At 67.0% G+C, this 21,144-nt stretch carries 21 protein-coding genes; 14 read left to right on the top strand and 7 right to left on the bottom strand.

What is annotated here, in order from left to right; all coding sequences use genetic code 11:
* Positions 1-2: 2 nt before the first annotated feature.
* From HBA54_RS20835 to hemC, 3 genes are all read right to left on the bottom strand, one after another.
* The gene (locus HBA54_RS20835; protein WP_167228277.1) at positions 3-1,604 is read right to left on the bottom strand and encodes a COG4223 family protein; all 1,602 of its coding nucleotides are present in this window, start codon (positions 1,602-1,604) and stop codon (positions 3-5) included.
* Positions 1,605-1,700: 96 nt separating this feature from the next.
* A complete protein-coding gene (locus tag HBA54_RS20830; RefSeq protein ID WP_167228275.1) occupies positions 1,701-2,429 on the bottom strand; it encodes a uroporphyrinogen-III synthase in 729 nt (242 codons plus the stop codon).
* Positions 2,430-2,477: 48 nt separating this feature from the next.
* Complete coding sequence (gene hemC / locus HBA54_RS20825; protein ID WP_167228273.1) at positions 2,478-3,425, bottom strand: hydroxymethylbilane synthase; 948 nt, start codon at positions 3,423-3,425, stop codon at positions 2,478-2,480.
* 147 nt (positions 3,426-3,572) lie between these two features.
* Between hemC and tsaD the strand changes: the two genes are divergently transcribed.
* The 6 genes from tsaD to HBA54_RS20795 all read left to right on the top strand — a co-directional run bounded on the left by tsaD (position 3,573) and on the right by HBA54_RS20795 (position 9,305).
* Entirely contained in the window at positions 3,573-4,649 is a 1,077-nt protein-coding gene (tsaD, locus tag HBA54_RS20820; RefSeq protein WP_167228396.1) for a tRNA (adenosine(37)-N6)-threonylcarbamoyltransferase complex transferase subunit TsaD, read from the top strand.
* 10 nt (positions 4,650-4,659) lie between these two features.
* The gene (locus HBA54_RS20815; RefSeq protein ID WP_167228271.1) at positions 4,660-5,658 is read left to right on the top strand and encodes an NAD(P)H-dependent glycerol-3-phosphate dehydrogenase; all 999 of its coding nucleotides are present in this window, start codon (positions 4,660-4,662) and stop codon (positions 5,656-5,658) included.
* 46 nt (positions 5,659-5,704) lie between these two features.
* On the top strand, positions 5,705-5,983 hold the full coding sequence (locus tag HBA54_RS20810) for a YciI family protein (protein WP_167228269.1): 279 nt from the start codon (positions 5,705-5,707) through the stop codon (positions 5,981-5,983).
* Positions 5,983-6,399, top strand: a complete 417-nt coding sequence (locus tag HBA54_RS20805) for an EVE domain-containing protein (protein WP_167228267.1) — start codon at positions 5,983-5,985, stop codon at positions 6,397-6,399. The genes HBA54_RS20810 and HBA54_RS20805 overlap by 1 nt, the downstream gene beginning before the upstream one ends.
* A 167-nt stretch (positions 6,400-6,566) precedes the next feature.
* A complete protein-coding gene (gene acs, locus HBA54_RS20800; RefSeq protein ID WP_167228265.1) occupies positions 6,567-8,510 on the top strand; it encodes an acetate--CoA ligase in 1,944 nt (647 codons plus the stop codon).
* 114 nt (positions 8,511-8,624) lie between these two features.
* Entirely contained in the window at positions 8,625-9,305 is a 681-nt protein-coding gene (locus HBA54_RS20795; protein WP_167228263.1) for a hypothetical protein, read from the top strand.
* Positions 9,306-9,340: 35 nt separating this feature from the next.
* Here HBA54_RS20795 and pdxR read toward each other — a convergent pair whose 3' ends face one another.
* Positions 9,341-10,876 carry a MocR-like pyridoxine biosynthesis transcription factor PdxR gene (gene pdxR, locus HBA54_RS20790; protein ID WP_167228261.1) on the bottom strand — a complete coding sequence of 512 codons (1,536 nt, stop codon included), beginning with the start codon at positions 10,874-10,876 and terminating at the stop codon, positions 9,341-9,343.
* 271 nt (positions 10,877-11,147) lie between these two features.
* Between pdxR and HBA54_RS20785 the strand changes: the two genes are divergently transcribed.
* Both HBA54_RS20785 and HBA54_RS20780 read left to right on the top strand, forming a co-directional pair.
* Positions 11,148-11,813 (top strand): pyridoxamine 5'-phosphate oxidase family protein, encoded by a 666-nt coding sequence (locus HBA54_RS20785; protein ID WP_167228259.1) that lies wholly within the window; start codon positions 11,148-11,150, stop codon positions 11,811-11,813.
* A gap of 82 nt (positions 11,814-11,895) precedes the next feature.
* Entirely contained in the window at positions 11,896-12,795 is a 900-nt protein-coding gene (locus tag HBA54_RS20780; RefSeq protein ID WP_167228256.1) for a DMT family transporter, read from the top strand.
* Positions 12,796-12,873: 78 nt separating this feature from the next.
* Here HBA54_RS20780 and HBA54_RS20775 read toward each other — a convergent pair whose 3' ends face one another.
* Positions 12,874-13,251: a VOC family protein gene (locus HBA54_RS20775; RefSeq protein WP_167228254.1), complete on the bottom strand. Its 378-nt coding sequence runs from the start codon at positions 13,249-13,251 to the stop codon at positions 12,874-12,876.
* A 41-nt stretch (positions 13,252-13,292) separates the two neighbouring features.
* Here HBA54_RS20775 and HBA54_RS20770 point away from each other — a divergent pair, with 41 nt between their 5' ends.
* Positions 13,293-13,829, top strand: a complete 537-nt coding sequence (locus HBA54_RS20770) for a winged helix-turn-helix transcriptional regulator (protein ID WP_167228252.1) — start codon at positions 13,293-13,295, stop codon at positions 13,827-13,829.
* 48 nt (positions 13,830-13,877) lie between these two features.
* On the opposite strand, the gene HBA54_RS20765 is transcribed toward HBA54_RS20770, so the two are convergent.
* Positions 13,878-14,153, bottom strand: coding sequence for a DUF1674 domain-containing protein (locus tag HBA54_RS20765; protein WP_167228249.1), 276 nt, complete (start codon positions 14,151-14,153; stop codon positions 13,878-13,880).
* A gap of 152 nt (positions 14,154-14,305) precedes the next feature.
* On the opposite strand from HBA54_RS20765, the gene htpX reads away from it, so the two are divergent.
* Both htpX and HBA54_RS20755 read left to right on the top strand, forming a co-directional pair.
* Complete coding sequence (gene htpX / locus HBA54_RS20760; RefSeq protein ID WP_167228247.1) at positions 14,306-15,181, top strand: zinc metalloprotease HtpX; 876 nt, start codon at positions 14,306-14,308, stop codon at positions 15,179-15,181.
* Between the two features lie 187 nt (positions 15,182-15,368).
* On the top strand, positions 15,369-16,697 hold the full coding sequence (locus tag HBA54_RS20755; protein ID WP_167228245.1) for an RsmB/NOP family class I SAM-dependent RNA methyltransferase: 1,329 nt from the start codon (positions 15,369-15,371) through the stop codon (positions 16,695-16,697).
* A 34-nt stretch (positions 16,698-16,731) separates the two neighbouring features.
* Here the strand turns inward: HBA54_RS20755 and HBA54_RS20750 are convergent, their stop codons facing one another.
* Positions 16,732-17,478, bottom strand: coding sequence for a secretin GspD/PilQ domain-containing protein (locus HBA54_RS20750; protein ID WP_167228243.1), 747 nt, complete (start codon positions 17,476-17,478; stop codon positions 16,732-16,734).
* 157 nt (positions 17,479-17,635) lie between these two features.
* Between HBA54_RS20750 and rpe the strand changes: the two genes are divergently transcribed.
* From rpe to HBA54_RS20735, 3 genes are read left to right on the top strand one after another with little or no spacing between them, the layout of a single operon-like run.
* On the top strand, positions 17,636-18,301 hold the full coding sequence (gene rpe, locus HBA54_RS20745; RefSeq protein WP_167228241.1) for a ribulose-phosphate 3-epimerase: 666 nt from the start codon (positions 17,636-17,638) through the stop codon (positions 18,299-18,301).
* Positions 18,301-20,100, top strand: coding sequence for a heparinase II/III family protein (locus tag HBA54_RS20740; RefSeq protein ID WP_167228239.1), 1,800 nt, complete (start codon positions 18,301-18,303; stop codon positions 20,098-20,100). The genes rpe and HBA54_RS20740 overlap by 1 nt, the downstream gene beginning before the upstream one ends.
* Complete coding sequence (locus tag HBA54_RS20735; RefSeq protein ID WP_240932799.1) at positions 20,084-21,142, top strand: MraY family glycosyltransferase; 1,059 nt, start codon at positions 20,084-20,086, stop codon at positions 21,140-21,142. The genes HBA54_RS20740 and HBA54_RS20735 overlap by 17 nt, the downstream gene beginning before the upstream one ends.
* Positions 21,143-21,144: the final 2 nt, after the last annotated feature.

Raw genomic sequence — 21,144 nt, 5'->3', positions numbered from 1 at the left:
ATCTAGCCGCCTACCGTCAGACGGAAGCGTTCCGACACCAGGGCCCCCAGGCGGCTGACCGCCTGGTCCGCGGCGATCCGGGCCTCGGCATGGCTGCGCCAGTCGGCGGCGGCTTCCGCCGCGGCCCCGGTGAGGCCGTCCAACTCGGCCAAGGCACCCGCCAGATCGCCGTCGTTCAGCTTGACCTCGGCCCGCGCCGCCACGGCGGTCGGCTGGTCGCCTTCGACCAGGCCCACCGGGCGCAGGTTGACCGCTTCGGAAAGCCGCCGCAGGACCCCGGCCGACCAGCCCTCGCCCTCCTCGCCCAGTTCGATCGCCGCGATCCGCCGCGCGACATCGGGAAAGGCCGCCTGCAGGTCGGCCAGACCGGGCAGGCCGGCCGGCGCCCGCCGCTCCAGCGGGGCAATGGTTTCCGCCAGGGCCGGGTCGTCAGCCGCCAGGTTCTGCAACATGCGCAGCGGTTCGTCATAGGGCCCGGTGCCGCGGATCGCGTCACGCAGCTGCAACATGGCCAGCAGCATCAGCGTTTCCTCGCTGCCCGGTGCCGCTTCGCGGCTGGCGGTCGCACCGGCCAGTTCGTTCTCCGCCGCATCCAGGCGCGCGCCCAGTTCCGACTGGGCGGTGAGCAGCTCATCCAGGCGCGCGGCCTCGCTGCTGAGCCGGTTGTTCAGGGCCTCCGTCGGCGCGCCGATACTGGCCTGGCCATCCTCGATCGATTGCAGGCGGTCGGTCATGCGGGCGAGGCTGGCGCTCAACGATTCAATGGCGGCGCGGGTTTCCGGGTCCTGGCCGGCGCCCTGGGATACCGCCGCCTCCAGCGTCGCCAGGCGTTCGTTGAGGGTCTGAACCGCGGCGCTGTTGTCAGGCGGCAGCGATGCCTGCAGGTCGGCAAGCCGCCCGTCCAGACCGGCCAGGGCATCCGTTACGGCCTGGTTCTGCTGACCGCTTTGCGGATCGATCAGCGGCAACCAGTAGCCGCGGCTGTAAACCGTCGCGACCGCAATCGCCACCGCCAGAAGAACCCCGAGCACCAGACCGCCGACCAGCGGGGTGGCGCTGCGGCGGGCCGCGGCGGCAGGCTTTGCCTTCGCGGCCTGCGACGACGGATCAGCCGCCGTTTGCTTCTGTGAGGACCGTTTTTCCGAGGCGGCAGCCGCGGCGCGCGAGGCCATGGAACCGCCGGCATCCGACTTGGCTTCCGAAGGCTTCTTGTCAGGCTCAGCGGACGTTTTCCCGGGCTGCGGCGGTTTCGATGCCGAAGCCGGGGCGGAGGACTGCACCTCGGCGTCGATCACCGGCGGCGGCGGGACCGCAGAGTCCGGTTGAGCGGAGGCCCGCAGGACGTCCGGATCGAGCGTCAGGCCTTTCTTGCCGGCGGCGGCGCGAATCTGATCATGCCGGTTGGCCGGGATCGATGCCCGCTCTTTCCAACCCTGCACGGTGGAAACCGCCACGCCCAGGTCTTTGGCCATGGGGCGGATACCGCCAAAGGCCTCGATCACCGCGACGGCCGGGGCGATCTTCGCCTCCGCCGGCTTGTTTCGGTCGCCCCTGTTCTCACCGCCGGCGGCCGTTTTGCCGCCCTGCCCTTCGGATTCTGCCATGATCCCCGCCGGGTCCTTCCCGCTAAACGCCACCCCGGTTTATGCCGCGCCGGCAAACGCCATGCGCCCCTTCGCTGCAGCGCAGTATTCGCCCCATTACTCGCCCCTCCCGGCCAAGGCGTCAAGCCGCGCCAGCAGCGCGTCCTGATCCGGACGCCCGGCCACCAGAACCTGCCGCCATGGCAGGTCGGAAATCTGCTCCGCGACGGCATCGCTCAGACAGAGCGCGACCATCGCCCGGCAGGCCCCGTTCAACCCGGCCTCGCCGATCAGGCTAGCAAAGGTCGCCGCCGTCCGGGGCGAGAAAAGTGTGACGGCATCGATCAACCCTGAATTGATATGACCAAGAAACGCCGACGACAGCCGCCGGGCTGCCTGGGCATCATAGAGTACGGCGCGCAAGACTTCGAATCCCGCGGCCTCCAGATCGCCTTTCAGGTCACCGGCCAGCTTGCTGGCCGCCGGCTGCAGGATCGCCCCCGCCGCCGGTTGCAGACTTTCCCGCAGCAATTGCGCCAGATCTTCCACCGTGCCGGCCGCCGAAGCGACCTGCGTAAAACCGGCAGCCCGTGCCGCGGCGGCGGAAGCATCGCCCACCGCAAAGACCGGCAGATCGCGGCGCTTGTCGAGCCGGGCGAAGGCGCGCAGGCCGCTGGCACTGGTGATGGCCAGCGCCTGAACCTTATCGGCACCCGCCGGCCAGTCGACATCGGCGCGCGGCTGGATGGTCAGCAGCGGTTCCAGAACGACGTCATGACCGCGCGCGGCCAGGGCCGCAATCAGGCCTTCGGCATCCTCGCGCGGCCGCGTGACGGCGATCAGCATCGCTTCCGGCCTTCGGCACCCTGCCTTGGCTTAGTGCCCCAAGATCGCTTAGTGCCCCGTAATGGCATCGAAGAAATCCGATCCCCCCGCGGCGCGCAGCTCGCTACCCACCGCCTCGCCCAAGCCGGTGGGATCGCTGACCGAGCCCTGCAGATCGGCCCTGTAGACCTCTGAGCCATCGGGCATGGCGACCAGGCCGCGCACCCTGAGGCTGCCGCCCCCACCCAGTTCCGCCAGACCGGCGATGGGCGTGCGGCAGGACCCCTCAAGCACCGCGAGCAAAGCGCGTTCGGCCGCCACCCGCAGGCCGCTTTCGGTGCAGGCGATGGCATCCAGGATCTCCCGGCTGCGGTTGTCGTCGGCGCGGGTCTCCAATCCGACGGCGCCCTGGGCGACCGCCGGCAACATCTCCTCGGTCGGGATCGCAGCGGTTATCTTATCGGCCTGACCCAGGCGACGCAGACCGGCAACCGCCAGCAGAGTGGCATCGACCTGTCCCTCGGCCAGTTTGCGCAGGCGCGTATCGACATTGCCGCGGATCGGCTCGACCTTCAGGTCCGGACGGGCGATCAGAACCTGGGCCTGCCGGCGCAGAGAAGATGTGCCGACAACGGCCCCTTCCGGCAGGTCCGCCAGGCTGTTGCCGTGCGGTGAGAAATAGGCGTCGCGCGGGTCCTCGCGCGGCAGCACGTGATCCACCACCAAGCCGTCGGGCAGCCAGGTCGGCACGTCCTTCATGGAATGAACCGCGGCATCGATCCGCCCGTCCAGCAGCGCTTCCTCGATCTCCTTGGTGAAGAGACCCTTGCCGCCGATCTCCGACAGGGCGCGGTCCTGCACCAGATCGCCGGTCGTCTTGATGACCACGATCTCGACCGCATCGGCTTCGGCAAGCGCCGGATGGGCCTTGCCCAGGCGTTCGCAGACCTCGCGCGCCTGTGCCAGGGCCAGGGGGCTGCCCCGGGTGCCGAGGCGGAACTGCGGTTTGTCCGTCATGGCGGCAAGCTTTAGGAGCTTTGGCGTAAGCGCGCAAGCAGCAGCGGTAATTTGATCGTGCCGTGTCCTGACACCACCGTCCTGGTCGCAGCGTCCTGGCATCGCCGCAAGCCATGCTCTAAATTCCCGGCCATGATCGAGAACGCCCTGACAGTCCTGGGAATTGAAACCTCTTGCGACGAAACCGCCGCGGCCGTGGTGACCGGCGACGGCCGGATCCTCGCGAACCTGGTCCTCTCCCAGCTCGACGAACACCGCCCCTACGGCGGGGTGGTGCCCGAGATCGCCGCGCGCAGCCACCTCGACCACATCGACCGCCTGGTGGAAGAGGCGATGGCCGAAGCGGGCCTTGAGTTCGGCGCGCTCGACGGTATCGCAGTGACTGCCGGGCCCGGGCTGATCGGCGGTGTTTTCGTCGGCGTCATGACCGCCAAGGCCATCGCGCTGGCCTGGGACCTGCCGTTCCTGGCGGTCAATCATCTGGAAGGTCATGCGCTGACCGCGCGGCTCGGCACCGATCTGGCGTTTCCCTATCTGCTGCTGCTGGTTTCCGGCGGCCACTGCCAGCTTTTGGCGGTGGAGGGGGTCGGCTGCTACAGCCGCCTGGGCGGAACCATCGACGATGCGGTGGGCGAGGCTTTCGACAAGACCGCCAAGCTGCTGGGCCTGGGTTATCCCGGCGGTCCGGCGGTGGAACGCGCGGCGGCCGACGGCGATCCGGCGGCCTTTGCCCTGCCGCGCCCGATGATAGGCCGGCCCGGCCTGGACTTTTCCTTCTCCGGCCTCAAAACCGCGGTGCGCCACGCCGCGCAGGCCGCCGATCTGCTGGACGACCCGCCAGGCGATGCCGGGAACGATGCCGGCAGGAAGGCCGATCTGGCGGCGGCCTTTCAGGAAGCCGTCGGCGACATCCTGGCGGAGCGTTGCGGCAAGGCCCTGGACCTGTTCCGGGAACGCTACGGCAAGGCCGGCCCGCTGGTCGTGGCCGGCGGCGTTGCCGCCAACCGGCACCTGCGAGAGCGTCTGGACGGCGTGGCCCGGGCCGCCGGCAGCGAACTGATGGCGCCACCGCCCGCGCTCTGTACCGACAACGCCGCCATGATCGCCTGGGCCGGGGTCGAGCGCCTGCGCCTCGGCCTTACCGATCCCCTGGACTTCGCCGCCCGGCCGCGCTGGCCGCTGGAAGAACTGCGCGAAACCCCCGCACCGGCAAAAACAGGCTGAGGGCCGCGCCATGGAGCATGTCGCTATCGCCGGCGCGGGTTCCTGGGGCACGGCGCTTGCCGTTGCCTGCCGCCGCGCCGGGCGCCGGGTCACCCTTTGGGGCCGCGATGCCGGGCAGATGGCGGCGCTGGCCGGCAAGCGGGAGAACCCGCGCTATCTGCCGGGCATCGCCCTCGATCCGGAAATCCTGATCAGCGCCGACCCGGATGCGCTTACCGAAGCCGACGCCTGTCTTTTGGTGGTGCCGGCGCAGGTTCTGCGCGCCACCCTGGGGCAGTTGGCGCCGCGACTGAAACCGAGCCTGCCGCTGGTGCTCTGCGCCAAGGGGATCGAACAGCAGAGCGGCCTTTTGATGACCGAGGTCGCGGCGGCCTGCCTGCCGGACAATCCACTGGCCGTCCTTTCCGGGCCGACCTTCGCCGCCGAGGTGGCCCGCGGCCTGCCGACAGCCGTCACCCTGGCCTCGACCGATGCGAACCTGGCGAGGACTCTGGCCCAGGCCATCGGCGGGCGCAGCTTCCGGCCCTATGTCTCCGACGATCCCCTGGGCGCGGAGATCGGCGGGGCCGTAAAGAACGTGCTGGCCATCGCCTGCGGCATCGTCGCCGGGCGCCGGCTGGGCGACAACGCCGGCGCCGCCCTGATCACCCGGGGGCTCGCCGAGATGACCCGCCTCTGTCTGGCGCGCGGCGGCAAGGCCGAGACCATGATGGGGCTGGCCGGCCTGGGCGACCTGACGCTGAGCTGCACCGCCCGGCAGTCGCGCAACTTCAGTCTCGGCCTGGCGCTCGGCGAAGGGCAGGACCTGGACGCCGCCCTCAAGGCCAGCCGCGGTGTGGTCGAGGGGCGCTTTTCCGCCGCCGCCGTGCTGGCCATGGCCGAGGGCCTTGGGATCGAACTGCCGATCTGCCAGGCGGTCGATCAGGTGGTGAACCAGGGCACCGATCTGGCGGCGACCATCGACCGGCTGCTGGCCCGGCCTTTCAAGGCCGAGGGCTTTTCGGCATAGTGCGGCCCGCCATAAGAACACGCCGTCAATCCCAGGGAGCAGACCCATGACCTTCGTTCTCTACTGCGTCGACAAGGCCGAACACGGCCACGTCCGGGCCGAAAACCGGCCGGCCCACCTCGACTACCTGAACAGCAACCTGGATCGCATCGTCATCGCCGGGCCGATGACCAGCGACGACGGCAAGACCGTCAAGGGCAGCGTCATCGTCGTCAACGACGCCGAGCGCGCCGCCGCCGAGGCCTTCGCCGAGAACGATCCCTATGCCAAGGCCGGGCTGTTCGAAAGCGTGACCATCACGGCTTACAAGAAGGTGCTTCCCTGATGGCTTACTGGCTGATGAAGTCGGAGCCCGGAACCTGGTCCTGGGACGATCAGGTGAAGGCCGGCACCGCCGAATGGGACGGGGTGCGCAACTACCAGGCGGCCAACAACATGAAAGCCATGGCGCTGGGCGATCTGGTTTTTTTCTATCACTCGGTAAACGAGAAACAGATCGTCGGCATCTGCGAGGTCGCGAAGCTCTACTACCCCGACCCCAGCGATCCCTCCGGCCGCTTCGGCATGGTCGACGTGAAGGCGGTGAAGCCTTTCGTGCAGCCGGTCACCCTGGCCGATATCAAGGCCGAGCCGCGCCTGCAGGACCTGGCGCTGGTCCGCCAGTCCCGGCTTTCGGTGCTGCCGGTCCAAAAGGCGGAGTGGGCGTTGATCTGCAAAATGGGCAAGACCAAGCTGAAATAGCGCCCAGACCCGCCGGCGGACCCGGCCGGCCTCTTGGCCGGGCCTTGTTTCGCGGGCGCTTTCCGGAAATAATCCCCGGAAATAACTCTTAAGATCAAAAAGAAGACGGCAGCAGGGCTGACAGGCCGTCCGGATGACCCGATCCAAGCAGGGAGGCCGCCTAAGATATGTCCGAAACCTCTGTATTCCCGGTTCGCGCCGAAGTGGCGGAAAACGCCTGGTGCGACGAAGCCGGCTACTTCAAGCTCTATGAGCAGTCCATCGCCGACCCGGAAGCCTTCTGGGCCGAGCACGGCAAGCGGATTCATTGGTTCAAACCCTTCACCCAGGTGAAGGACGTGAACTACGGCCCCGGCGACGTGAGCATCAAGTGGTTCGCCGACGGCACCACCAATGCCTGCTACAACTGCGTCGACCGCCACCTGCCCGCCAAGAAGGACGAGACGGCGATCATCTGGGAAGGCGACAGTCCCAGCGAGCACCTGCACATCACCTACGGCGAGCTCTACGAGAACGTCTGCCGCCTGGCCAACGCGATGAAGGCGCGCGGCGTCAAGCAGGGCGACCGGGTTACCATCTATATGCCGATGATCCCCGAAGCCGCCTACGCCATGCTGGCCTGCGCGCGCATCGGCGCCATTCACTCCGTGGTCTTCGGCGGCTTCTCGCCCGACGCCCTGGCCGGGCGCATCCAGGACTGCGAGTCCGACTGCGTGATCACCGCCGACGAGGGCCTGCGCGGCGGTCGCAAGGTTCCCCTGAAGGCCAACACCGACAAGGCGCTGGAAAGCTGCCCCGGCGTGAAGACCGTCTTCGTGGTCCGGCGCACCGGCGGCCAGATCGGCTGGGCCGACGGCCGCGACGTCTGGTATCACGAGGCCTGCGCCGCGGTTTCCAGCGACTGCCCGGCCGAGGAGCTGGAAGCGGAAACCCCGCTGTTCATTCTCTACACCTCCGGCTCGACCGGTCAGCCCAAGGGTGTGCTGCACACCACCGGCGGCTACATGGTCTATGCCTCCATGACCCATCAGTACGTCTTCGACTATCACGACGGAGAGGTCTACTGGTGCACCGCCGACGTCGGCTGGGTCACCGGTCACAGCTACATCGTCTACGGCCCGCTGGCCAACGGTGCGACCACCTTGATGTTCGAAGGCGTGCCGAACTACCCGGACTCCTCGCGCTTCTGGCAGGTCTGCGACAAGCACAAGGTCAACATCTTCTACACCGCGCCCACCGCCATCCGCGCCCTGATGCGCGAAGGCGAAGCGCCGGTGAAGGCGACCAAGCGGGACTCCCTGCGTCTGCTGGGCACCGTCGGCGAACCGATCAATCCGGAAGCCTGGCTGTGGTATCACCATGTCGTGGGTGAGGAGCGCTGCCCGATCGTCGACACCTGGTGGCAGACCGAGACCGGCGGCATTCTGATCACGCCGCTGCCCGGTGCCACGCCGCTGAAGCCTGGCTCCGCCACCCGGCCGTTCTTCGGTATCCGTCCGGTCATCGTCGACAGCGAAGGCAAGCACCTGGAAGGCGCCACCGAGGGTAACCTCTGCATCGCCGATTCCTGGCCGGGCCAGATGCGCACGGTCTACGGCGATCACGAACGCTTCATCCAAACCTATTTCTCGACCTATCCCGGCAAGTACTTCACCGGCGACGGCTGCCGCCGCGATGCCGACGGCTACTACTGGATCACCGGGCGGGTCGACGACGTGATCAACGTCTCCGGCCACCGCATGGGCACGGCGGAGGTGGAATCCGCCCTGGTCGCCCACGGCAAGGTCGCCGAATCAGCGGTCGTCGGCTATCCCCACGACATCAAGGGCCAGGGCATCTACGCCTATGTCACCCTGAATGCCGGCGAGGAACCGAACGACGAGCTGCGCAAGGAACTGGTGCAGTGGGTGCGCAAGGAGATCGGCCCCATCGCCTCGCCCGACCTCATCCAGTGGGCCCCCGGCCTGCCGAAAACCCGCTCCGGCAAGATCATGCGCCGCATCCTGCGCAAGATCGCCGAGAACGAGTACGGCAGCCTGGGCGATACCTCGACCCTGGCCGATCCCGGCGTGGTCGACGAGCTGATCGAAAACCGCATGAACCGCAGTTGATTCTTGATCGAACGCGACACCGGCGGCCGGCCCTTTGCGGGGCCGGCCGTTTCTTTTTGTGGCTACGGCGACAACCTTGCTAACCTCCAGCCGTAAGAGGTGGGATGGGCGGCAATGGTTGAAACACGAACAAAAAGGCTCTGGAGAGCGGGCTTCGCTCTGGCCACAGGGTTGCTGCTGGCGGCCTGCGCCACGCCCGACGACGGCAACGAGCGCATCGTTGCGCTGCCCGACGTCTGGGACCCCATCGACCTCGCCGAGGCCGACCTCACCCTGCCGCTCAGCTCCCCCTTCGAGATCGACGAACTGCGCGAACGCGTCGGCGCGCACCAGCTCTTCGAAAACCTCTATACCTTTCACGGGCTGAAGGGCTTCATCGTCACCTCGCGGGTTTTCTTCGGCCAGTTCGCCAGGAACCCGACCCGCGATGTGAAGGACCCCGACGAGTTCCTGCGCTATGCCAAGGGCCTGTCGATGGTGGAACGCCGCCGGCTGCGGGTCGGCTCCGCCAAGCCCTTCAAGCAGCCCGATCTGCACGGCGCCGGCTTCTACACCAAGGCCCTTTCAGAGACCCGACACGAGGATTGTTTCATCTTCCGCATCGGCTATCTGCTGGTCGATTCCAGGAACTTCGAGCGAGAGCCGGATGCCATGGACACCATCGTCACCGGATCGCTCTGCGCCGACAAGCTGGACGAAGCCGCCCTGCTGACACTTCTGGCGCAGATCGAGGTGGTGCGCGACCGCGACGATTTCCGCAAGGCCCTGTCGCGGAGCAAGATCGGCACGATCTAAATTCAACCCAATCGCTGAACTCAACACGCCCGGACTCAAGGCAGGCGCCGGCGCAGGGCCTCACCCAGTCGCGCCGCCTGCCGGTTGATCTCGTCCTCCGGCACCGCGGCATAGCCGAGCAGCAGGCCCTGGCGGGCCGGCTTTCCGAAGAAGTAATCCGCCAGCGGGGTTACGCTGATCCCGGCTTCGCCGGCGACCCGCGCTGCCGCTTTGTCGCCCAGGCGCTTGGCCACCTCGGGCTTCAACCAGGCCATGAGATGCAGGCCGGCGTGATCGGGGGCGACGGTCAGTATATCGCCCAGGTGTTTGTCAGCCGCTGCAACCAGGGCGGCCTGGCGTAGCGCATAAAGACGGCGCATGCGCCGGACGTGGGTGGCGAAGTACCCCTCTTCGATAAAAGCGGCGAGAACCGGCTGAACCAAGGCCGAGGGCAGGGCGCCAAGCGCCGCCTGCCCGGACGTCAGCGGCGCGACCAAAGGCTCCGGCGCCACCAGGTAGCCGAGGCGGATGGAGGGGAAGAGCACCTTGGAAAAGGTACCGACGTAGAGAACCCGGCCGGCTTCGCCGCGGTCTGCGGCCAGGCCCTGCAGCGACGCCAGGGGTCGCCCGGCATAGCGATACTCGCTGTCGTAGTCGTCCTCCAGTATCCAGGCATCGGCCTGGCGTGCCCACTCCAGCAGTTCCAGGCGCCGCGCCAGCGACAAAGTGGTCCCGAGCGGGTAGTGGTGCGACGGGGTGACGACGACAGCGCGCGCTTGGGGCGCCAGGTTGCGGCCCCGCGATACCGACATCCCTTCATCGTCCAATGGCACCGGCACCAACTCGGCACCGGCGGCAACCAGCGGACCGCGCAGACCGACATAGCCGGGCTCCTCGATCCAGACCGGGTCGCCGGGCTCCAGCAACATCTGGGTTACCAGGTTGATGGCCGCTTGCGCGCCGGTGGTGACGATGACCTGCTGCCAGCGGCAATGCAGACCGCGGTAGGTGTTCACATAGTCGGCAATGGCTTCACGCAACGGCTGGTATCCGGCCGGATGGCCGAGACGCAGCAGCGATGCAGCCGGGCGTCGCCAGACCCGGGCATGGAGGCGGCCCCAGATGTCGAAGGGAAACTCCGCGGTATCGGGCATGCCCGGCACAAAGGCGCGGCCGTCGCCGTGACGGCGGTCGTGCCAGTGGGAACCGGCGATGCTGCGCCCGCGCGTGGCGAGGCGCGGCGGTTTGTTCGAACCGGGCGGCAGCGGTGCCTCGACGGAAACCGGCATCGCGCCCAGCAATTCCTCCGGCAGAACCCGACAGACGAAGGTTCCCGAGCCCGCATGACCCTCAAGATAGCCTTCGCTCAACAACTGGTCGAAGGCGGTGACCACGGTGTTGCGCGAGCAGCCGAGCTCGGCGGCCAGAGCGCGGCTGGACGCCAAACGGGCGCCTGGCGCCAGGCGACCGGTCAGAATGACCTGACGCAGTTGGTCGCAGAGCTGCTGTTGCAGCGTCAGGCTGGAATCGCGGTCCAGCGCCAGGGCCAGAAGCGGCGTGCGGCGCCCGCTGCCGGGGCTGTTGGTCGCCAAGAGGACTGCTCCGATACCCGAGAACGAAAAAGTGGCCTTTCAGGATATCAGAAAGCGGCCCTTTCTGGAAAACCACATTCTCTCTAGCCTGCGCCCTCGACAGCGACCCGGTCGCGAATAGCGCCTGCTGGAGCGTTTTCGACTTACGTCGAATCGGCACCAGCCCGCTCCCCCTCCCGGCCACCCAATGAGATTGTCCTGGTGGGTGGCCGGGAGGGGGAGCGGGCCGGTGCCGTCAAACTCTGAAAGAGTCTACGAGAGAGAGCCTGCCATGAGCCAGACAGACACCGATTTCACGCCGACGGCGCGCACCAGGGTCAAGCGATCCCACCAGCGCGGCCACTATGACCGCGAGACGGTCTACGGCATTCTGGACGCCGGGCTGATGTGCCACGTCGGCTATGTGATCGAAGGACAGCCCTATGTCACCCCCACCGCTTACTGGCGCGAGGGGGACAAGGTCTATTGGCACGGTTCCTCGGCCAGCAAGATGCTGCGCCACCTGGAGAACGGACCACGGGTCTGCTTCACCGTCGCGCTGATGGACGGGCTGGTGCTGGCCCGCTCCGGCTTTCACACCTCGGTCAACTACCGCAGCGTGATCGCGATGGGTGTCGCCGAGGTGATCGGCGGCGAGGCCGAGAAACGGGCCAGCCTGGAAGCCATGATGGAACGGATCGTCCCCGGCCGCTGGGCGACCCTGCGCCCGGTCACCAAGCAGGAAATCAAGGCCACCACCGTGGTCTCGCTGAAACTGGAAGAGGTCGTGGCCAAGGTGCGCAGCGGCCCGGCCATTGACGATGCCGAGGATATGGACCTGGACGTCTGGGCCGGTGTCGTGCCGACGGCGACCCTTGTCGGCGTGCCTGAAGACAACCCCGATCTCAAGGCCGGCGTAACCCGGCCGCCGAACCTGGCCAAAATCCGCATCGGGTGACATCGCCCGAGACCACAAGGCAGATGGCAGGCATGCCGTAACCGCGTTTGCCGGCGCTGCGGCGGCGCGCTATCAGCAAGTCATGTCTACACCGTCAGCAACGGCCGGAAAGACCTGGGGCCTTGCCGGCCTCTCGGCCGCCGGCCTTTTCGTGCTGCTTTGGAGCACCGGCTTCATCGGCGCCAAGCTGGGCCTGCCCCACGCCGAACCGCTGACCTTTCTGGCCCTGCGCTTTGCCATCGCCGCCGTGCTGCTGTGCCTGCTGGCCGTGGCGACCAGGGCGCCCTGGCCAAAGGGGTGGCGCAGCTTCGCCCATCTCGCCGTCGCCGGGCTGCTGCTGCACGGCCTCTATCTGGGCGGCGTCTTCGCGGGGATCGATGCCGGCGTCGAGGCGGGCGTCGCCGCCCTCATCGTCGGCATCCAGCCGGTGCTGGTCGCGGCCCTGGCCGGGGCCCTGCTGGGCGAGCGCGTCATCCCAAGGCAATGGCTCGGCCTGATCCTGGCGCTCGGCGGCGTCACGCTGGTGGTCTGGCGCAAACTCGGCGCCGGCCTCGGCACGGCGGAGGGGGTCGGCCTCTGCCTGCTGGCGCTGCTCGGCATCACCGCGGCGACGCTCTATCAAAAACGCTTCTGCGCCGAGATGGACCTGCGCAGCGGATCGGTCGTGCAGTATGTGGCCGCGGCCATCGGCTGCGGCGTCTTCTCGCTGATCTTCGAGGAGCAGGTGATCACCTGGAGCGGCGAGTTCATCTTCGCCATGGCCTGGCTGGTGCTGGTGCTCTCCCTCGGGGCCGTGAGCCTGCTCTACTGGCTGATCAAGCGGGGCGAGGCGGCGCGGGTCTCCAGTCTGTTCTTCCTGGCGCCGCCGGTGACGGCCCTGATCGCCTGGCCGCTGTTCGGGGAAACCTTCGGCCTCCTGGCCCTTACCGGCATGCTGATGACCGTGCTCGGCGTCGCCCTGGTGAACCTGGAAAAACGCTAGATCGGATTCACCGGGCTGGGGTCAAGACCCATAAACTGATGGGAAGCGTCAGATGACCGTTTCAAGCCCAAGCTTCATTCAGCCTTCAGCGGTCAGATCCTGTGCGATCATCAATGCGTTTCCATCCGGATCATAGAACGTAGCCGTGCTGACCATTCCTTCGATAGTCTCTGTCGGACCATCGAATTTAACGCCAGCCTCTTCCAGAGCACTTCGGGCCGATGCGATGTCGGCAACGCCGAAAACGGGGACCGTATTCCCGGGCGAAGGTTCCGATTGTTCACCTAAACCAAGCGTCACGCCGACGGTCTTCGTCTGCAACTCGCTCCATCCTGCGTCGTCGGCGTGATACAGGACCTCGAACCCGAGATTGTCCGCATACCATTTTGCGCTGGTGTGTCTGTCTCGCACCGACAGAGCGAGCGTTATCGTGTCTTCAAGTGTGACAACGGGCATAGGGTTTTCTCATTTCCTTAAAAATATATATACTATACTTTATGGACATCGAGATTCTTGTCAAGGTGACGTCGAGAGCGTGGTCGCTGAAGGTCCTTGCACTGATGCATGAAGGGGTGCCGGGACGGCAGGCCCCTTTGCTTGCTGCCTCGGGCGCCAGTCGAACGACTTTCGTGCATTCACTTTGCCACTTGGAAGATTTGTGTCTTCTGGAACGCAACCCAGGGCACGGCCATCCGCCCCGGCCAGAGTTTCGCCTAACGCCGGCGGGGCAGAGATTGGCACCCATCGCTCATCAGATAGAAACAGCCGTGCGCGATGACACCGGAGCAATCCTGCTAAGGAAAATGTGGACCGTTCCGCTGCTGGCCGTGGCGAACAGGCCAAAAGTCTTTTCGGAGTTAAAACGCGAGCTGAACCCAATAACGGATCGCGCGCTATCCAAGTCACTCCGTGAACTCAACAACCAAAATTGGATTGAACGTTCCGTGAATGTGGAGCTGCATCCCCCACGCCCCTACTATCAAGTCGTCAACGAGGGAGCGCAAATCAGTCACGCGATTGGTCTGCCCGGGTGAAGATCGGCCGAACGCAATTTCCAAACAGCCGAGCGGTTCATCAGAACCTTAGAAGTCTACGCAGATGCCCTTGCGTTCCCAATCCCCGTAGCGGGTCGGCTCGGGGCCGCTGGGGCCGCCCAGCTCCTTGGGTGCTTTTTCGCCGGAAGGCTTTTTCCCGGCAGACTCTTCCTGGGCCGAGACTTTCGCGGCGGATTTGTCCTCGTTCGATTTCCCCTGGAGCGCCTTGGGATCGGCAGACTCCGCCGCTTCCGGCGATGCCGTCAGGGGGTCGACGGCTGCCTTCCGGGGCTTCGGCTGGCGCGCTGTGAACTTTAGAGCCATGCCCCTTATATGGCATCGCGGAGGCCCCGCGCCAAGTCTTGACGCGACCCGGCGGGCCCCCCACCTGAAGTTGGGGAAAATCCCCGAAAACCGCCCAAAGCCGACGGCAAAAGGAGGCCGCAACCCTTGGTATCCCCCTTGATATCCTGGCCATGAACAGCCTGCGCACCGGCATTCTGATGGCCGCCATGACCGGCCTGTTCCTGGCTGTCGGCTTTCTGATCGGCGGGACCGGCGGCATGATCATCGCCTTCGTCATCGCGCTGGGCATGAACGCCTTCGCCTACTGGAATTCCGACAAGATGGTGCTGCGCATGTATCGCGCGCGCCAGGTCGACCGGACCACTGCGCCGGGGCTGGTCGGCATCGTCGAGCAGCTGGCCGACAATGCCGAACTGCCGATGCCGCGCGTCTATCTGATCGACGACGACCAGCCCAACGCCTTTGCCACCGGCCGCAACCCGGAAAACGCCGCGGTCGCCGCCACCACCGGCCTGATCAAACGGCTGAGCGCCGAAGAGCTGGCCGGCGTGATGGCCCATGAGCTGGCCCATGTGAAGAACCGCGACACCCTGACCATGACCATTACCGCGACCATCGCGGGGGCGATTTCCATGCTGGCCAACTTCGGCCTGTTCTTCGGCAACAGCCGCAACAACCCGCTGGGGATCGTCGGCGTGATCCTCATCATGGTCCTGGCGCCGATGGCCGCCGCCCTGGTGCAGATGGCGATCTCGCGGACCCGCGAATACGCCGCCGACCGCATGGGCGCGGAGATCTGCGGCCAGCCGCTGTGGCTCGCCTCGGCCCTGCAGAAGATCGACCGCGCCGCCCGCGATATCGACAATGACGTCGCCGAGAGCAACCCGGCGACGGCCCATATGTTCATCATCAATCCCCTGCATGCCCACCGGATGGACGGCCTCTTCACCACCCATCCGCGCACGGCCAACCGCATTCAGCGGCTGCAACAGATGGCCGAGGAAATGAGCCAGACCGTCACCCGCCCCGGCCGTCCCTGGGGTTGAAGTCTTTTCAGTTTAGACGGCGCCAGCCCGCTCCCCCTCCCGGCCACCCAACGCCAGTATCCTATGGATGGCCGGAAGGGGGAGCGGGCCGGAACCGCTTCGACATCAGTCGAAAACGCCCCAGGCAACACTGCCGCGCTCTGCAAAGGCTTGCAGGCAGGGCCGCGGGGCCTTAGAGCCTAGCGCCATGACCGAAAACCCCGAGAGCAAGAACCCGGGCCCCAAAGGCGCCGACGCCCGCAAGACCGCCCTGGCGATCCTGCAACAGGTGATGGACGAAGGCCACCCGTTGGACGAGGCGCTGGCCGGCAATCCCTATCTCGCGAAGATGGCGACCCGCGACCGCGGCTTTACCCGCCTGCTGATCGCCACGGTGCTGCGCCGCCTCGGCCAGATCGATGCCGCCATCGACCACTGCCTGGACCGCCCGCTGAAGGCCAAGGACACCGCCCTGCGGCAGATCCTGCGGCTCGGCGCGGCGCAGCTGCTGTTTCTCGGTACGCCGCCCCATGCCGCCGTCAACGCCACCCTGGAGGTCGCCCGCGGCCCCCGTCTGGCGGGGCAGCGCGGCCTGATGAACGCGGTGCTGCGCCGCCTGTCGCGCGAAGGCGAGGCCCTGGTCGCGGAACAGGATGCCGCGCGCCTCAACACCCCGGACTGGCTTTGGGAAAGCTGGAGCGCGGCCTATGGCGAGGAGACCGCCCGCGCCATCGCCCTGGCCCAGCTTGCCGATCCGCCCCTGGACCTGACCAACAAAACCGAAGCCGAAACCCGCACCTGGGCCATTGCCCTGGGGGCGGAAATCCTGCCCGGCGGCAGCCTGCGCCTTGCCGGCGGACAGGGCGATATCGCCCGCCTGGCAGGCTATGGCGAGGGCGCCTGGTGGGTGCAGGATGCCGCCGCCGCCGTGCCCGCGCGCCTGCTGGGCGATATCGCCGGCAAGGACGTCATCGACCTCTGCGCCGCACCCGGGGGCAAGACCGCGCAGCTCGCCGCCGCAGGCGCCAGAGTGACGGCGGTGGAACGGGCGCGGGGCCGCATCCAGCGGCTGGACGAGAATCTGCGCCGCCTGGATTTGGCGGCGACCACGGTCTGCGCCGACGCCACCCGCTGGCAGCCCGCCGCAGCCGTCGACGCGGTGCTGCTGGACGCCCCCTGTTCAGCCACGGGCACCCTGCGCCGCCACCCGGACATTGCCTATCTGAAGGGCCCGGATCACATCACGACCCTGATCAAGACCCAGGACCGTCTGCTGGACGCGGCGGTGAAGATGCTGAAGCCCGGCGGCCTGCTGGTCTACGCCGTCTGTTCCCTGCAACCCGAAGAAGGGCCTGAGCGCATTGCCGCACTGCTGGCGCGAAACCAGGACGTGGCGCGGATTCCGGTCACGGCATCGGAGCTGCCGGGCATGGAACAGACGATCACGGCGGCGGGCGACTTCCGCAGCCTGCCCTGCCACCTGCCGGAGACCGGCGGCCTGGACGGCTTCTACGCCTGCCGGCTCAGGCTGCGCTAGACTCTTTTAGATTTAGACGGCAGTCGAAAAAGTTCTAAGAACTCTCGTCGCCCATCACGATCGAGGGCCGGAGCATGATCAACAGCGTGTCGTCTTCGCCTTCGTGGGCGGTCCCGACAAACAGACTCTGCAGCAGGGGCATATCACCCATCACCGGCAGCTTGGAATCGGCGGACGGCGTCGTAGTGGCGGTGATACCGGCCAATATCCGGACGACTTCCTTGGCCGCCTGGCCGCGGATCAGCTGTTCCATCGAGGGGATGGTACCGAGCTGCAGCAGGCTGGCCGGTGAAACCTCGGTCAGCCTGGGCCGCTCAACGACCTCATAGTGCCCCTTGCCGTTGAAGAAGACGATCTTCTGGCCGTCCAGCGCGCTGTCGCCGGTCAGCACCACCGCCATGGTGTCATCGCCGCTGCGGAACACGCTGCCGATGCGGTTTTCCTCGGTGAAATCGTCGGCATCGTAGGTCTTGTCGAACAGACCGCCGAGAACCGGCAGACCGCCCAGGCCGACCCGATCATCACTGGTGAAGTCGACGCCCAGGGCCGTGGTCGAGATGTAAGCCACTTCGCGCAACAGCATGACCACCTGAACCATCCGCATAAAATCGTTGTCGCCAAAAACAAGCGGAACGTGATTCAGCGGTCCGCTTTCGTGGCGCGACTGGCCGTCGCGTTCTTCGGAGTCTTTCTTGTTGTCCGGATTGGCCAGCGCAGCACCGGACAGTCCCGCCAACAACAACAATGCCAAAGCAACAGCTGTAACCAATCGTTGAATCATGACCCCACCCTTCCCCCAAGGACATTGAAAACAAAGCGATCATAGCAGATCTGGCGGCCCGCCGAAGCCCACTACCCCCTATGGGGCGGCTTGCGGGTCAGAGGCCGGGCTGATACCTAGAGGGCGCAACGCCAAAACCAGCCGAGTTCGCGATTTCATGCAGCAACCCGTCCGCATTGCCCCCTCTATCCTGGCTGCCGATTTCGCCCGCATGGGCGAAGAGGTCCGCGCCGTCGCCGCGGCCGGGGCCGATTACATCCATATCGATGTGATGGACGGCCACTTCGTGCCCAACATCACCCTGGGCCCGGACATGGTGGCGGCGATCCGCCCGCATTCGGATCTGGTTTTCGATGTCCATCTGATGATCGCACCGGCGGATCTCTTTATCGAGCCCTTCGCCAAGGCCGGTGCGGACATCATCACCGTGCATCCGGAATCCGGACCGCATCTGCACCGCAGCCTGCAGATGATCAAGGGGCTGGGCAAAAAGGCCGGGATCGCCATCAACCCGGCGACACCGCTGGACGTCATCGATCCGGTGATCGGCGACGTTGATCTGATCCTCTGCATGAGCGTGAACCCCGGCTTCGGCGGCCAGAGCTTCATCCCGGGGACTCTCGACAAGCTGAAAGAGCTGCGCCGCAGGATCGACGCCAGCGGCCGCCAGATCGATCTGGAGGTCGACGGCGGCATCAATGCGCAGACCGCACCTCAGGCGGCCACGGCCGGCGCCGACCTGCTGGTCGCCGGAACCGCCGTCTTCAAGGGGGGACCCGAAGCCTATGAAGCCAACATCCGAAACCTGCGCGGCGAGCGCTGATGGCCGTGGACAGCCACGCGGATAACAACGCGAAGGCTGGCATGACGGCGGGCCGAAGAGACGCCGCGGTGCAGAACCGAAACGCGGTCGCCGTCTGGCTCGAGACCTACCGCCAATGGCGCCTGCTGCCGCGGGATCTGGCCTTGGACCGCCTGGCCTATGGCTTGCGCCGGCCGCTCTTTGCCCTGCCCGAGGCACCCTGGCACCGGACCGGCACGCCGCCGGCAAGCGTCATCATGGTGCCGCCGGACCCCTGGCCCGGCAAGGCCGAGCGCGGCGCGGCGATCGTCGAAGACAACTTCCGTTTCCTCGGGCGCAGCCTGCACAAGCCGGCACCGCGCTGGGCCCCCCTGGGCATGGAGCCCGCCTGGCTGAAACGCCTGCACGGTTTCGGCTGGCTGCGCGACCTGCGCGCAGCCGGCGGCGACGCGCCGCGGCGCAAGGCCCGCAGCCTGGTTGCCGATTGGATCGACGCCAACCAGCGTTGGTCGCCCATCGCCTGGCACCCGGTGGTCACCGCCGACCGCCTGGCCCACTGGTTCAGCCAGTACGAGTTCTTCGCCGCCAGCGCCGAGGTTTCGTTCCGCCAGACCCTGCTGGCCAGCGCGGCGCGGCAGGCCCGCCACCTCGCCAGGGTCCTGCCCGCAGGCTTGAGCGGCGCCGATCTGATCACCGCCGCCAAAGGCCTCTGCTATGCCGGGCTCTGCCTGCCGCAGGGCGAGCCCTGGCTCGACCGCGGTCTTGCCCTGCTGGCGCAGGCGCTGGAGGAACAACTGCTGGCCGACGGCGGTCAGTGCGAACGCGCACCTGCCCTGCTGCTGTCGATCCTGCGCGACTGCATCGACCTGCGGGCGGCCCTGCTGGCGGCGGGGCGCGAAGTGCCCGGCGATCTCTCCCTGCGCATCGAGGGCATGGTTGCGGTGCTGCGCCTGCTGCAACACGGTGACGGCGGGCTTGCCCTCTTCAACGGCAGCAACGAAGGCGAAGACCTTCAGATCGATATGATCCTGCAGCGCGGCGGCGGCAAGAAGGTGCAACTGCAGTCTGCGCCGAGCAGCGGCTTTCAGCGCCTGCAGGCCGGCCGCAGCCTGATGCTGGTCGACGCGGGCCGCCCCGCGGCGCCCGGTTACGACCGCGCGGCCCATGCCGGCACCCTGAGCTTTGAGATGTCGGTCGGGCGCGAACGCCTGATCGTCAACTGCGGTGCCCAGGACGGCGAGGGCACCTGGCAGGCGGCGCAGCGGACCACGGCGGCGCATTCCACCCTGGTCCTTGCCGAAACGAACTCGGCGGCGCTTTTCGCCTCCGGCGGCCTCTATCGCCGGGCCGAGACCGTCACCTGCCGCAGAAACGAGGACGAAGGCGCCATCTGGCTGGAAGCCAGCCACGACGGCTATCTGCCGCTGTTCGACCTGACCCACCATCGCCGGCTCTATCTCGCCGCCTCCGGCGAAGACCTGCGCGGTGAAGACTGCCTGAAGGGTCAAGCCAAAGGCGACCCAAGCAAAGACGGCCAGGACCTGGCCTTTGCCATTCGTTTTCACCTGCACCCGGAGGTTCAGGCCATGGCCGCCCAGGATGGGCGCTCCGCTGTGCTGCGCCTGCCCAAGGGCGGCGGCTGGCGGTTGCGCGCAGCCGGCGCCACCGTGGATCTGGAGCCGAGCGTCTATCTGGGCGTGCCCGGCAAGATCCGGCGCAGCCAGCAGATCGTGCTTTCCGGAACCACCGGCGGCCGCAGCCAGACGGCCGAAGGCTGCGTCGTGAAATGGGCGCTGCAGCGCCTTGGCCCCGGCAGCTGACGTGTCCGCCGCCGTCATCCTTGGGATGCTGCTTGTCGTGACCCTTTCAAGCTGGGCGGCCAGCGGCGCCGTGCTGCGCCTGCTGCAGCGCTGGCAGGTCTTCGATCAGCCCAACCACCGCAGCAGCCATGAGATCGCGACGCCGCGCGGCGGCGGCCTGGCGGTGGTGCCGGTCATCGTTCTGGCCTGGATCGGCGGCGGCCTTGCTTTCGGCACCATCCCCACCGGGTTCTGGCCGCTTCTCGGCGGACTGCTGCTGTTGGCCGCGGTATCCTGGCTCGACGACCTGCGCTCGCTGCCGGCCGGCCTGCGCCTGGCCGTCCAGATCACCGCCGTCGCGCTCGGCCTTTGGGGGTCGGGCGGCGATGCGCTGATCTTCGGCGGCATCCTGCCGGCGCTGCTGGATCATCTGATCGTCGGTCTTTTGTGGATATGGTTCATCAACCTGTTCAACTTCATGGATGGAATCGACGGCATCACGGCGGTGGAGAGTGTTGCCGTTGCCGGCGGGATTGCGCTTTGCGCGGCACTGGCGAGCCTGGGATCTGATCTGGTTTTCTGGTCGGCCAGCCTGGCCGCCGCGGCCTTGGGCTTCGTCTGGTGGAACTGGGCGCCGGCGCGGATCTTCCTGGGCGACGTCGGCTCGGTGCCCCTGGGCTACCTGCTGGGCTGGCTGCTGATTCTGCTGGCGGGGACGGGCCAGTGGGCGGCGGCGCTGATCCTGCCGCTCTATTATCTGGCCGACGCAACCTGGACCCTCGGCCGCCGGGCCCTCAGGGGTGAGGCGCTCTGGCGGGCCCACCGTGAACACTTCTATCAGCAGGCCGTGCAGCGCGGCTTCAGCCACGCCGCGGTCTCATCCCGCATCCTGGTCTGCAATATGGTTTTGGCCGGCCTGGCCTTGGCAGCGGTCGCCGGACTGGCCTGGCCGGTCGCCCTTGGCCTTGCCTGTCTTGCGGTTGCCGTTCTTCTGTTTATGCTGGCAAAACAGGATCCGCCGGCGCAGAACAGCCGCGATCGGGGCGAAAACGGATCGCCCTGACC

It is taken from the genome of Pelagibius litoralis (assembly GCF_011683915.1).
Classification (GTDB): domain Bacteria; phylum Pseudomonadota; class Alphaproteobacteria; order Kiloniellales; family Kiloniellaceae; genus Pelagibius; species Pelagibius litoralis.
This window is presented reverse-complemented; position numbering and strand designations above follow the sequence as displayed.